Source organism: Dongia deserti (genome assembly GCF_003574735.1).
GTDB lineage: Bacteria > Pseudomonadota > Alphaproteobacteria > Dongiales > Dongiaceae > Dongia_A > Dongia_A deserti.
The window spans coordinates 44565-57334 of record NZ_QORW01000013.1 but is presented as its reverse complement, the minus strand read 5'-3'; the positions used below and the strand labels follow the sequence as shown (position 1 = coordinate 57334).

Sequence of the window (12770 nt, the reverse complement as noted above, 5' to 3'; positions counted from 1 at the left end):
AAGCGGTTCCTTCTGGAAACTATGTCTCGCTCACCGGCAACGCCACCGTCGCCGTCGCCTGTGCGGCGATGCCTTCGCCGCGGCCGGTGAAGCCGAGCTTCTCCGTGGTCGTCGCCTTCACGCTGACTCGGTCGGAGGAGATTTTCAAGATTTCGGCGACGCGCTGCACCATAGCGACGCGGTGCGGGCCGACCTTCGGCCGCTCGCAGATGATGGTGACGTCGCAATGGGCGACGCGCCCGCCGCGCTCCGCCACCAGCTTGGCCGCGTGGTCCAGGAACTTCCAGGATTCGGCGCCGCGCCATTTCGGATCGCTCGGCGGAAAGTGTGCGCCGATGTCCTTGGCGCCGATGGCGCCGAGGATGGCATCGGTGATGGCGTGCAAACCGACATCGGCGTCGGAATGCCCCTCGAGCGCCATGTCGCAAGGAATGCGCACGCCACACATCGTGACTCCGTCGCCGGCAGTAATCTTGTGGACGTCGAACCCGTTGCCGGTGCGGAATTCCATCTGGCTGCCGATCATGTGTTCCGCCCGTTCCATGTCATCTTGCGTCGTCACTTTGAAGTTGCGCTCCGACCCCATCACGAACGTGACGGGAATGCCCGCCGCTTCCGCCACCGCCGCGTCATCCGTCAGCTCGCCGCCTGCCACTTTGCGATGCGCCTCCAGGATAGCCTGGAAATGGAAGCCCTGCGGTGTCTGCGCGCGCCAGAGGTCGCGCCGATCGACGGTATCGCCCACGCGGTCGCCGGCGCCGCGCTTGATGGTGTCCACCACCGGCACTGCAACCAGGATTGCCGGATGATGGGCCAGCGCGTCGATTGTGCGGGTGATCGTCCCGGCATCGATCAAGGGTCGCGCGGCATCGTGGATCAGCACGTAATCCGGCCGGTCCGCCGCGAGCCGCTCCAGGCCGTTCAGCACCGAGCCCTGCCGCGTCGCGCCGCCTTGGACCGGCGCAAGCAGCTTCGCGATGCCGGAGGCCGCTGCATCGTAGAGATCGCGCTGCGCCGGATGGATCGCGACCAAGGTCCCGGCGATGCCGCGATGAGCGGCGAAGGTTTCCAGGCTGTGCCGCAGCATCGGTTTGCCGGCCAGCAATTGGTACTGCTTCGGGAGCTCGCCGCCAAAGCGCTGGCCGCTGCCGGCGGCGACGACAAGAACGAACGTGCGAGGTGAGGGCATTTCCAGAAAGAGGTGAGGCGTGTTTGCCAAGGCCCGGCAGTTTAACGATAATGCGCGCCATGTCGACCTTTCCGATTGCCGCCATCGCGGCCATTTTCGCCCTCCTTCCGATTTCCATCCTCGCCGGCCGTGGCAGCCTGGAGCGCAACGCGCTCGGCTGGTTGCTGCTCGCGGCCGCCTTGATCGGCGGCTCGCTGCCCGCAGTATTCGAGCTCCAATCGGGCTGGCGGGCCGGTCTTGCAGCCAGCCTGCATGTGACGACAGCAGCGACCCTCGTCGTGTTCACGGCCGCCGCGGTGCTGAACGCGCCCGCCTTGCGACTTGCGGCACTGGTCGGGCCCTATGCGATCCTGCTGGTCGTGCTCGGCTGGGTCGCTTCCGCCTTCCAGATCGAGGAGACTGTTGCCGTGGCGCCGGGGGCCTGGTTTGCAGGGCACGTGCTGCTGGCGATCGCAGCCTATGCGGCCCTCACCCTGTCGGCCCTGGCTGCCTGTGGCGTGTTGCTGGAGGAGCGGGCTTTCAAGGCGCGGACGGATAGCTGGTCGACCCGCGTGCTGCCCCCTCTGGCGGAGACCGAGGCGCTCCAGAATGCGCTGCTCAAGCTCGCGGCCATCCTGCTGCTTCTGGCTCTGGCGACCGGGGCCGCCAACGAGTTTTTCGTGGCCGGCCAGGCGCTCATCCTGACCCACAAGATTCTGTTATCTTTCCTGGGTTTTGCGGTCGTTCTGATCCTTCTCATCCTGCATCATCGGACGGGTCTGCGCGGGCGCAAGGCGGCGCGGTGGCTCTTGACCGGATACCTGTTGCTGACCCTGGCCTATCCGGGAGTCAAATTCGTCCGGGAAATCCTGATCGGACAGGGCTAGCCGTTGGTCGAAGGCGCCGATTTTTTGCTTTGCAGCATCTGTCTGTCGGCCTATAACTCTGCTCAGTTTTTGGGCAAGAGTGAAGAGTGACCAAAAAGTGAGCATTGTGATCGGTCCCGTGAAACTCGAGGATCCGGTGATCCTGGCACCGATGTCAGGCGTCACCGATCTGCCGTTCCGCCGCTTGGTGAAGCGCAGCGGGGCAGGGCTCGTAGTCTCGGAGATGATCGCGAGCGAGGCGATGATCCGCCAGAACCGCCAGTCGCTGCGCATGGCCGAGAACGTGCCCGAGGAAGCGCCGATGGCAGTCCAGCTTGCCGGCTGCGAGCCGCATGTCATGGCGGAAGCGGCCAAGCTCAATGAGGATCGCGGCGCCGCGATCATCGACATCAATTTCGGCTGCCCCGTGAAGAAGGTCGTCAATGGCGACGCCGGCTCCGCGCTCATGCGCGACGAGGTGAAGGCCGCCAAGATCCTGGAAGCGACGGTGAAGGCCGTGAGGCTCCCGGTCACGCTCAAGATGCGCAAGGGCTGGGACGATGCCAACCAGAACGCACCGCGCCTGGCCAAGATCGCGGAGGAGAGCGGGATCAAGATGATCACCGTGCATGGCCGGACCCGCTGCCAGTTCTATAACGGCAGCGCCGACTGGCAGTTCATCCGCCAGGTTAAGGAAACCGTGAAGCTGCCAGTCGTCGTCAATGGCGACATCAACAGCCTCGACGACGCGCGCACTGCCCTCGATCAATCGGGTGCCGACGGCGTGATGGTCGGACGCGGCGCCTATGGCAAGCCATGGTTCCTGAAGCAGGTCATGGCGTTCCTGCGCACCGGCGAGCGGCTGCCCAATCCGTCGCTGAAGGATCAGCTCCACACGGTCCTGGAGCACTATCAGGCCATGCTGAGCCACTACGGCGTCGAGGCGGGCCTCCGGATCGCGCGCAAGCATCTCGGCTGGTACTCGAAGGGTCTCCCAGGTTCGGCTGAATTCCGAACGCGTGTGAACCAGATCGACGAGCCGAACGCGGTCATGGCCCTGGTGCGCGAATTCTACCAGCCGCAGATCGACCAGCTGGCAGCGTGAGGCAACGATGACCGGCGCCGCGATCCCCCTCCGACCGACCGACGAAACGGCGGAGTCCGAGGTGTGGGAGGCGTTGGTCCTTCCCAACATGCTGATCGAGGCCTTGCCTTCGGCCATTGTCGTAGTCGATCGAGAGGGCGTCTGCTGTCTGCTCAACGCCGCCGCGGAAGACCTGCTGCATGTTGGCCGCAGGACCCTGCTGGGCCGTCGATTGTCGGAGGTGATCCCGGAGGATTCTCCGCTGTTCAGCCTGATCGAACAGTGCCGGCTCAGCCGCTCCGCAGTGAGTGACTCGGAGATGCTGATCGACGGCCCGCGGCTGCGACTGGAACATATATCCGTGGAGGTGGCGCCGCTGGGCGATCCCAGCAGCTCCGTCGTGCTGTCAATGCGCGATCGCAGCCTGGAGCATCGCATGGCGCGGCAGGGCGCAGCGGCGGAGGCCGCGCAGTCGGTGCGTTCCATGGCCGGCATGCTGGCGCACGAGATCAAGAATCCGCTCGCCGGCATTCGCGGTGCGGCGCAGCTGCTCGAATCCAAGGTGGGGCCTGGAGAAGCGGCACTCGCCGCGCTGATCCGCGAAGAGTCGGATCGCATTGTCGGCCTGGTGAATGGAGTCGAGATCTTTGCCGATGATCGCGCGCCGGTTCTTTCGAAGGTCAACGTGCATGAGGCGCTGGACCATGTGTGCAAGGTGGCACGGGTCTCATTCGCGCGTCACGTGACCTTGCGCGAGCACTATGATCCGTCGCTGCCGCCGTTGCGTGGCAACCGCGATCTGTTGATCCAGATCTTCCTCAATCTGGTGAAGAATGCGGCCGAGGCCTCTGACGGCAACAAGGGCGAGATCGTGGTGACGACTGCTTATCAAGCGGGGTTCCGCATCGGTGAGCGCAACAAGGCGCACCGCCAGCCGCGCCGCATTGCGGTTACGATCGCCGACAATGGGCCAGGTGTCCCCGAGGCGCTGCTGGGCAACTTGTTCGATCCCTTCGTCACCAGCAAGCCGGGCGGCCGCGGCCTCGGCCTTGCGCTCGTGGCGAAGCTGGTGCGCGCCCAGGATGGCGTGATCGAGTTCTCGAGCAAGCCGGGCGCGACACGCTTCACCGTGCTGCTGCCAATCTCCGATAGCCAGTCAGAAGAAGGCGGGTCATGAACGCAACCATCCTGGTCGCAGACGACGATCGCTCCATTCGTCTGGTCGTGAGCCAAGCGCTGGCGCAGCGCGGCCATGCGGTGCGGGCTGCCTCGGATGCCCGCACGCTCTGGCAATGGGTCGATGCGGGCGAAGGCGACCTGGTCGTGACCGATGTGCTGATGCCCGATGGCAATGGCCTCGATCTCGTCCCGCGCATCAAGGAGCGGCGGCCTGACTTGCCCATCATCGTGATGAGCGCGCAGAACACCATCCTGACCGCGATCCGCGCGAACGAGCGCGGTGCCTTCGAATATCTGCCGAAACCCTTCGACCTCGATGTCCTGGTGGCGGCGGTCGATCGGGCCCTGACCCAAACCCAGCCGGAGGCGCCGCCGCCCGGCAATGGCGCGGAAGAGGCGCTGCCCATCGTCGGCCGCTCGCCGGCGATGCAGGAGGTGTTCCGGGTCATCGGCCGCCTAGTCAACACCGACATGACGGCGCTGATCAACGGCGAGTCCGGCACCGGCAAAGAGCTGGTGGCGCGTGCCCTGCACGATTTCGGCCGGCGGAAAGACAGGCCCTTCGTCGCCGTCAACATGGCGGCGATTCCGCGCGAGCTCATCGAAAGCGAGCTGTTCGGCCACGAGAAGGGCGCCTTCACCGGCGCGATCGCGCGCGGCGTCGGCAAGTTCGAGCTGGCGCAAGGCGGCACCCTGTTCCTGGACGAGATCGGCGACATGCCGATGGAGGCGCAGACGCGGCTCCTGCGCGTGCTGCAGACCGGCGAATTCACTAGCGTGGGCGGCCGCACGGCGCAAAAAGCGGACGTACGCATCATCGCCGCGACCCACCGCGACCTGCGGCAGCTGATCGTGCAGGGGCGGTTCCGCGAGGACCTGTTCTATCGCCTCAACGTCGTGCCCATCCACCTGCCGGCCCTGCGCGAGCGGCGCGGCGATATTGCCGATCTGGCGCGCCACTTCCTCACCAAGGCGGCCCTGGATGGATTGGCGTCCAAGACGCTGTCGACGGCCGCGATTGAGGAGCTGCAGCGCTACGACTGGCCGGGCAATGTGCGCGAGCTTGAGAACCTGATGCGCCGCATCGCGGTGCTGTACAGCGAGGCCGTGATCGACGCGCGCATGGTCGCAGAATCGGTGGCCGCCGGTGCAACCGGCCGGGACGGCAAGGGCGGCGGGCGGCATGCGGATGAGACCCTGAGCCAGTCGGTCGACCGGCACTTGCGCGCCTATTTCGCGGCGCACCAGGGCAGGCTGCCGGCACATGGGCTGTACGACCGCATCCTGCAGGAGATCGAGCGGCCGCTGCTCAACATCTGCCTTGAGGCCACCCGCGGCAACCAGATCAAGGCGGCCGAGCTGCTCGGTCTCAACCGCAATACCTTGCGCAAGAAACTGCGCGAGCTCGACATCCGTGCGAGGCGACCCGGAACGGCTGAATGATCGAAGTCGCCCTCAATAACGGCAAGAAGCCCGGCTTGGGCCGTCGCATCTTCAATTGGTCGCGCCGGATCAACATGGAGCGCCGCATCGCCATCGCTTTCCTGATCGTGGGCGCCGCGTCGGGTTTGATGACCTATCTGGTCTTGACCGATACGTGGCAGACCCAGAATCCTGCGCGCGCGATCACCTGGCTGCTGCTCATCGACTTTATTGTCGTGCTGTCGCTCGGCACCATGATCGCGCGGCGGTTTGTCGTGCTGTGGATCGAGCGTCGCCGCGGCATGGTGGGAGCCAAGCTGCATTCCAGGCTGGTGCTGCTGTTCGGCCTGATCGCGCTCATCCCGGCGATCACGGTCTCCGTCTTCTCCACGACGTTCCTGAACTACGGTCTCGACATCTGGTTCGGCGACAAGATCAAGTCCGCGATCGAAAGCTCCTTCAACGTCTCGCAATCCTATCTGCAGGATCATCAGCAGCGGGTGGCCAACGATACGCTCTCCATTGCGAACGAGATCCGCGATCAGATCCGGGGCGGCTATGTCGACCTATCGCGCCTGGCTGCGTTCCTCGATCGCCAGGTCGATTTGCGCGATCTTTCGGAAGCAGTGGTGATCGATCGTCGTCGGCAGATCCTGGCCAGCGGCGGCTTCGCGCTCATGATGGAGTTCGACCTCGACCTGCCGGAGAACGCGCTCGTTCGAGCGGACGCCGGCGAGACGGTCGTTCTGGCCTCCGATACCGGCGACAGGATCCGGGCGCTGGTCGCGATTGACGCGCATGAAGGCGTCTATCTCTATGCCGGCCGTGTGATTGAGGATCAGGTGCTGACCGCCATCCGCGGGAACGAGAACGCGGTCAATCTTTACCGCCAGCTGGAAGGCGACCGGTCGCAATGGCAGATCACGGTCGGCCTGATCTTTGCCGTCCTTGCGCTGCTGCTCCTCATGGCGGCGATCTGGGTGGCGATCATTTCGGCGACCAACCTCGTGAAGCCGATTCTGCGCCTGGTAGAAGCGGCCCAACGACTGGGCGGCGGCGATCTTTCCACGCGCGTCAAGACCGGCAAACGCGACGACGAGCTGGGGGAACTCAGCCGCACCTTCAACACCATGGCGCTGCGGCTTCAGACCCAGCAGGTCGAACTGGTCGCGACCAACCAGCAGCTCGACGACCGGCGGCGCTTCACCGAGCTGGTGCTGGCCGGCGTATCGGCAGGCGTGATCGGCCTCAATGACAAGGGAGAGATCGAACTGCCCAACCGTTCGGCCTCCGAGCTGCTGGGGCGCAACATGATGCAGCATGTCGGCAAGCGTCTTGGCGATCTGCTGCCGGAGATGGGCGAGCTGGTCGCGCTGGCGCAGAGCCGTCAAAGCGGCAGCGCCGATGGCCAGATCAACCTGTCCCACGGCCCCGTGACGAGAACGCTGCATGTGCGTGTCGTGTCGGAACGGGCCGATGGAGACAACACCAGGATCGTGGTCACCTTCGACGACGTGACCGAGCTGCTCGCTGCACAGCGCAAGGCGGCCTGGTCCGACATCGCCCGACGCATCGCGCACGAGATCAAGAATCCCCTGACGCCCATCCAGCTGTCCGCCGAGCGGTTGAAGCGGAAGTACCTGAAGGAGATCATCAACGACCCCGAGACTTTCGCAGTCTGTACCGATACGATCGTGCGCCAGGTAGGCGACATCGGGCGATTGGTGGACGAATTCTCGTCCTTCGCTCGGATGCCGGCGCCGGTCCTCCGGGCGGAGGATCTCGTGGAGCTGGCACGCCAGGCAGCCTTCTTGCAGCAGAGCGCCAACTCCGCCATCGTCTATGATCTGGACCTGCCGGTGGAGCCGATTTGGGCCAATTGCGATTCATCGCAGGTGGCGCGTGCCCTGACGAATCTGCTGCAGAATGCCGCGGATGCCATTGAGGCGCGCCTGGAAATGGAACGGGCCGGGGCAGATGGCGAGGGACAGAATCGCTTGACGCCGGGTCGCATCCATCTATGGATTCGGCGCGACGGCGACGAGGTGGTCCTCGGAGTCGATGACAATGGCCGGGGATTGCCGCCGCAAGGGCGTGAAAGACTGACCGATCCCTATGTGACAACGCGCGTCAAGGGCACTGGACTGGGACTGGCGATCGTCAAGAAGATCATGGAAGATCACGGCGGAAAGCTACAATTGCTGGATGGGGAAATGGGCGGCGCGTCGGTACGCCTGATTTTCCCGGCGGAGATCGTCCTTGCCGACCCGGCATTGAAATCGGTACAGGCATGACTAGTCTGAGTGTTCGAGGCAAGGCATGGCGCGCGATATCCTGATCGTCGATGACGAAGCCGACATCCGGATGCTGATTGCCGGCGTGCTGGGCGACGAGGGGTTCACGACGCGTGAGGCAGCCAACAGCGACGAGGCGCTGAACCTGCTGCGCCACCGCTGCCCCAGCCTGATCATCCTGGATATCTGGCTGCAGAACAGCACGCTCGACGGTATGCAGCTTCTGGACGTGATCCAGGAGACCTGGCCGGACGTGCCGGTCGTCATGATCAGCGGTCACGGCAATATCGAGACCGCGGTCAATGCCATCAAGCGCGGCGCGTTCGACTTCATCGAGAAGCCGTTCAAGGCCGACCGCCTGCTGGTGACGATCGAGCGCGCGCTGGAGAATGCGCGCCTCAGGCGCGAGAACGAGGAGTTGCGCTTGCGGGCCGGCACTCCCGCGGACCTGATCGGCCGTTCCGCCGCCATGACCCAGCTCCGCCAGGCGATCGAGCGGGTAGCGCCGACCGGCAGCCGCGTGCTGTTCTCCGGCGCGCCAGGCAGCGGCAAGGAGGTGGCCGCGCGCCTGCTGCATCGCAGGTCCAAGCGGGCAGACCTGCCCTTTGTCGTGCTCAACTGCGCGACCATGCATCCCGACCGGCTGGAGATCGAGCTGTTCGGCACGGAACGCAATGGCGACGGGCGCGAGGGCGTTTCCAAGGTCGGCTTCCTGGAACAGGCCCACAGCGGCACGCTGCTGCTGGACGAGGTCGCCGACATGCCGCTGGAGACCCAGGGCAAGATCGTGCGCGTCCTACAGGAGCAGACCTTCGAGCGCGTCGGGGGCAAGACCAAGGTCGATGTCGACGTGCGCGTCATAGCCGCCACCAGCCGGGATCTGCAGTCAGAGATGGCGGCTGGCCGCTTCCGGCAGGATCTGTTCTATCGCCTGAACGTGGTGCCGATGCGCGTGCCGGCCCTGCGCGAGCGGCGCGACGACATCCCGGAACTGCTCGACCACTTCATGCGGGTCGCATCGGAGCAGACCGGGTTGCCCTCGCGCAACTTTGGAGACGACACGCTGGCGCTGCTGCAAGCCTATGACTGGCCGGGGAACGTCAGGCAACTGCGCAATGTCGTGGATTGGCTGCTGATCATGGCCCCGGGCGAGCCGGGCGAACCGATCCGCGCCGAGATGCTGCCGCCCGACATCGGCGCAGCCAATGCGGCCGGCGTTGCCGCCGCGGACGGGACGGAGGTGCTGTCGCTGCCACTGCGCGAGGCGCGCGAAATCTTCGAACGCAAGTATCTGGAGTCCCAGGTGTCGCGGTTCGGCGGTAACATCTCACGCACCGCCAGTTTCGTGGGCATGGAGCGCTCGGCCTTGCACCGCAAGCTGCGCTCGCTGGGCATCACCGGTTCGGAACGCGGGGACAAGATCGAGTAGCGAGCGGCCCGCCCCTGGCCGCTCTTCATCTGAAATGGAACAACGATCATGAAGGTCGTGATCTGCGGTGCCGGTCAGGTTGGCGCCAATATCGCGAAGTATCTCGCTCACGAAGGGAACGACGTCACGATCGTGGACCTCGATCCGCATCTCGTGCGCGACATTACCGACCAGCTGGATGTGCAGGGGATTTCCGGTTATGCCTCGCATCCGAACGTGCTGGAGCAGGCGGGCCTGCGCGACGCCGACCTGCTGATCGCCGTGACGCATTCCGATGAAGTGAACATGACGGCGTGTCTGGTGGCGCACGCGATCTTCGACGTGCCGACCAAGATCGCGCGCGTGCGCGAACAGTCCTACCTCGATTCCAAATGGTCCAGCATCTTCGGCTCCGACCATCTCGGCATCGACGCGGTCATCTCGCCGGAGGTCGAGGTGGCGGAGGCCATTCATCGCCGCCTGGAAGTGCCCGGCGCGTTCGAGGCCGTTGCGCTTGCCAACGATCTGGTGACCCTGGTTGGCGTCCGCTGCGGACCCAGCTGCCCGGTAATCAACACGCCGCTCAGGCACTTGACCACGCTCTTTCCGGACCTGCATGTCACCGTCGTCGGCATCGTGCGCGGCGACCAGAAGATCGTGCCTGACGACTCCGACAGCATGTTGGCGGGCGACGACGTGTATTTCATCGCCGAGACCGCGCACCTGAAGCGTGCGCTGAGCGCTTTCGGCCATGAAGAGCTGGAGGCGCGCCACGTGATCGTGGTCGGCGGCGGCAATATCGGCCTCGGTCTCAGCGAGCTGATCGCCGAGCGCAACCCCGGCATCGACGTGAAGCTGATTGAGCTGGATCGCCGCCGGGCCGCACTGGCAGCCGCACGGCTGCCCAACTGGGTCGTCATCCAGGGTGACGCCCTCGACCCGCGCATCCTGGAGGAAGCGAACGTTCGGGGCACCGAGACCATCATTGCCGTCACCAACGATGACGAGGTCAACATCCTGGCCTCGCTCCTCGCCAAGCGCGCCGGCTGCCAGCGCACCATCACCTTGGTCAATTCGACCAACTACGCGCCGCTGATCGGCTCGCTCGGCATCGACGCTGTGGTCAGCCCGCGTGCGACCACGGTGTCCAACATCCTGCAGCATGTGCGGCGCGGGCGCGTGCGGGCCGTCCATTCGCTGGGCGATGATTTCGGCGAGGTGATGGAGATCGAAGTGCTAGAGACCGCTCGCCTGGTTGGCACGCCCATCCGCGAAGCGAAACTGCCGGACGAGGTCATCGTCGGCGCCGTGGTCCGTGACGGCAAGGTGATCATTGCGACCGGCGACACGGTGGTCGAGCAAGACGATCATGTCGTGCTCTTCTCGGCGAGCCGCGTGGTGCGCGAAGTCGAGCGGCTGTTCTCCGTGCGTCTCGAGTATTTCTGATCGGCCATGGCTCGCATCGCCTACATCAACGGACGATATGTGCCGCAATCACGCGCCCAGGTAGCGGTGGAGGATCGCGGCTATCTATTTTCCGACGGTGCCTATGACGCGATCCCCGTCCATAATGGGCACCTGTCTTTCGCCGATCGCCATCTTGACCGGCTCGATCGCTCGCTCTCGGAGCTGAGAATTGCGCGGCCGATGTCGCGTGCCGCCTTGCTTCAGGTCGCGCATGAGCTTATCCGCCGCAACGGTGTCCGCAATGGCGGCCTCTACATCCAGGTGACGCGTGGCGTCGCGCCGCGAGACCACAAGTTTCCGAAAGGCGTGAAGCCGTCGCTGCTCATGATGGCGAGGAAATGGAAGGCACCGGCTCCGGACTTGCTGTCCAGGGGCGCGACAGTCGTGACGATGCCGGACCAGCGCTGGGCGCGCCGTGATATCAAGAGCATCAGCCTGATCGCCAACGTGCTCGCCAAGCAGGCCGCGGCGGAGCAGGGCGCGTTCGAAGCCTGGCTGATCGACGATGGCGGCATGGTGACAGAGGGCTCTTCCACCAGCGCATGGATCGTGACCGCGACTGGCGAATTGGTGACGCGACCCGATGGCACGGAGATTCTCCCGGGCATCACGCGCTCGGTGGTCGCGGAGGTTGCGCGCGACCTCGGCCTCACGCTGCAACTGCGTCCGTTCTCGCGTGAGGAGGCATATGCGGCGCGTGAAGCATTCCTGACCAGCACCAGCAACTTCGTTCTGGCGATCACGCGCATCGACGGCAAGCCGGTCGGCAATGGCAAGCCAGGCCCGATCGTCGCGCGGCTGCGCGAAGCCTATCTCTCGGTGGCGCGCGCATGACGCAGCAGCCAGCACGAGAGCGCACGCTGCCGCGAGCGATCCTGTTCGACTGGGACAATACTCTGGTCGAAAGCTGGGGCGTGATCCACGAGGCCATGAACCTGACCTTGGCGGCGATGGGTCACATCCATTGGACGCGCGAGGAGACAGAGCGGCGCGTGCGCGCATCCTTGCGCGATTCGTTCCCCATCCTGTTCGGCGATCGCTGGCGCGAGGCGGAGCAGATCTTCTACAACAGCTTCTCCGCCATCCATTTGGAGCACCTGCGCGCGCTGCCGGGCGCGGGCGAGATGTTGGCGCACCTGGCCGGAACGGGGCTCTATCTCGGGGTCATCAGCAACAAGCGCGGTGTATATCTGCGGCGCGAAGCCGATCACCTGGGCTGGACCGGCCATTTCCGGGCATTGGCCGGCGCAGGCGATGCCGTGCGCGACAAGCCCGCGATCGAACATGTGCAACTCGCACTCGGCAACCTGGCGCTGGGCGAGGATGTCTGGCTGGTGGGCGATGCCGACATCGACCTCAAATGCGCCACGAATGCCGGCTGCACGCCGGTTCTGCTGCGGCCCGCGGCGCCGGGCGCGGGCGAGTTTCCAGGGCATGAACCTGCCCTCTATTTTCCTGATTGCGCTGGGCTTTTGGCTTATTTGCGACAAGCTTAGTTTTCTTGTCCGCCGTCCTATGTTAATCCTGAGGAGCGCCGTGCTCCTATCCCCGAGGGCACGTGCCTGGCGGGCTGGCGCAGCCCCAAGAACAAAGGACGAAACACATGGCTAACGAAAAATCGCAGAGCGTCCAGGACGTTTTTTTGAACAACATTCGCAAGAGCAAGATGCCGGTCACGGTGTTCTTGGTGAATGGTGTTAAGCTGCAGGGCATCATTACCTGGTTTGACAATTTCTCGGTCCTTTTGCGCCGCGACCAGCATTCGCAGCTGGTCTACAAGCATGCGATCTCGACGATCATGCCGGCCGGACCGCTGCAGTTGTTCGAAGGTTCGAAAGAGGGCGAGGAAGCGTGACGCTCCGCCGCCGGCGAACCGGTATTT

At 64.8% G+C, this 12770-nt stretch carries 11 protein-coding genes; 10 read left to right on the top strand and 1 reads right to left on the bottom strand.

Annotated elements, in window-relative coordinates:
* Positions 1-19 precede the first annotated feature (19 nt).
* Positions 20-1189 (bottom strand): bifunctional 2-C-methyl-D-erythritol 4-phosphate cytidylyltransferase/2-C-methyl-D-erythritol 2,4-cyclodiphosphate synthase, encoded by a 1170-nt coding sequence (locus tag DTX69_RS20015; protein ID WP_119303327.1) that lies wholly within the window; start codon positions 1187-1189, stop codon positions 20-22.
* A 59-nt stretch (positions 1190-1248) separates the two neighbouring features.
* Here DTX69_RS20015 and ccsA point away from each other — a divergent pair, with 59 nt between their 5' ends.
* From ccsA to hfq, 10 genes are all read left to right on the top strand, one after another.
* Positions 1249-2055, top strand: a complete 807-nt coding sequence (ccsA, locus tag DTX69_RS20010) for a cytochrome c biogenesis protein CcsA (protein WP_162917385.1) — start codon at positions 1249-1251, stop codon at positions 2053-2055.
* A gap of 97 nt (positions 2056-2152) precedes the next feature.
* Complete coding sequence (gene dusB / locus DTX69_RS20005; protein WP_162917384.1) at positions 2153-3139, top strand: tRNA dihydrouridine synthase DusB; 987 nt, start codon at positions 2153-2155, stop codon at positions 3137-3139.
* Between the two features lie 7 nt (positions 3140-3146).
* The gene (locus DTX69_RS20000) at positions 3147-4295 is read left to right on the top strand and encodes a two-component system sensor histidine kinase NtrB (RefSeq protein ID WP_119303324.1); all 1149 of its coding nucleotides are present in this window, start codon (positions 3147-3149) and stop codon (positions 4293-4295) included.
* Positions 4292-5740 (top strand): nitrogen regulation protein NR(I), encoded by a 1449-nt coding sequence (ntrC, locus tag DTX69_RS19995; RefSeq protein ID WP_119303323.1) that lies wholly within the window; start codon positions 4292-4294, stop codon positions 5738-5740. Before DTX69_RS20000 ends, ntrC begins: the two co-directional genes overlap by 4 nt.
* Entirely contained in the window at positions 5737-8013 is a 2277-nt protein-coding gene (locus DTX69_RS19990) for a sensor histidine kinase NtrY-like (protein ID WP_119303322.1), read from the top strand. The genes ntrC and DTX69_RS19990 overlap by 4 nt, the downstream gene beginning before the upstream one ends.
* 25 nt (positions 8014-8038) lie before the next feature.
* Positions 8039-9442, top strand: coding sequence for a nitrogen assimilation response regulator NtrX (ntrX, locus tag DTX69_RS19985; RefSeq protein ID WP_119303321.1), 1404 nt, complete (start codon positions 8039-8041; stop codon positions 9440-9442).
* 48 nt (positions 9443-9490) lie between these two features.
* Positions 9491-10867 carry a Trk system potassium transporter TrkA gene (gene trkA / locus DTX69_RS19980; protein WP_119303320.1) on the top strand — a complete coding sequence of 459 codons (1377 nt, stop codon included), beginning with the start codon at positions 9491-9493 and terminating at the stop codon, positions 10865-10867.
* Positions 10868-10873: 6 nt separating this feature from the next.
* Positions 10874-11722, top strand: a complete 849-nt coding sequence (locus DTX69_RS19975) for a D-amino-acid transaminase (protein ID WP_119303319.1) — start codon at positions 10874-10876, stop codon at positions 11720-11722.
* Positions 11719-12384 carry an HAD family hydrolase gene (locus DTX69_RS19970; protein WP_119303318.1) on the top strand — a complete coding sequence of 222 codons (666 nt, stop codon included), beginning with the start codon at positions 11719-11721 and terminating at the stop codon, positions 12382-12384. Before DTX69_RS19975 ends, DTX69_RS19970 begins: the two co-directional genes overlap by 4 nt.
* Positions 12385-12491: 107 nt before the next feature.
* Positions 12492-12743, top strand: a complete 252-nt coding sequence (hfq, locus tag DTX69_RS19965; RefSeq protein WP_119303317.1) for an RNA chaperone Hfq — start codon at positions 12492-12494, stop codon at positions 12741-12743.
* Positions 12744-12770: the final 27 nt, after the last annotated feature.

Coding starts and splice junctions, on each gene's coding strand:
- DTX69_RS20015 (WP_119303327.1), bottom strand. CDS start 1,189: ATGCCCTCACCTCGCACGTTCGTTCTTGTCGTCGCCGCCGGCAGCGGC.
- ccsA (WP_162917385.1), top strand. CDS start 1,249: ATGTCGACCTTTCCGATTGCCGCCATCGCGGCCATTTTCGCCCTCCTT.
- DTX69_RS20000 (WP_119303324.1), top strand. CDS start 3,147: ATGACCGGCGCCGCGATCCCCCTCCGACCGACCGACGAAACGGCGGAG.
- ntrC (WP_119303323.1), top strand. CDS start 4,292: ATGAACGCAACCATCCTGGTCGCAGACGACGATCGCTCCATTCGTCTG.
- DTX69_RS19990 (WP_119303322.1), top strand. CDS start 5,737: ATGATCGAAGTCGCCCTCAATAACGGCAAGAAGCCCGGCTTGGGCCGT.
- ntrX (WP_119303321.1), top strand. CDS start 8,039: ATGGCGCGCGATATCCTGATCGTCGATGACGAAGCCGACATCCGGATG.
- trkA (WP_119303320.1), top strand. CDS start 9,491: ATGAAGGTCGTGATCTGCGGTGCCGGTCAGGTTGGCGCCAATATCGCG.
- DTX69_RS19975 (WP_119303319.1), top strand. CDS start 10,874: ATGGCTCGCATCGCCTACATCAACGGACGATATGTGCCGCAATCACGC.
- DTX69_RS19970 (WP_119303318.1), top strand. CDS start 11,719: ATGACGCAGCAGCCAGCACGAGAGCGCACGCTGCCGCGAGCGATCCTG.
- hfq (WP_119303317.1), top strand. CDS start 12,492: ATGGCTAACGAAAAATCGCAGAGCGTCCAGGACGTTTTTTTGAACAAC.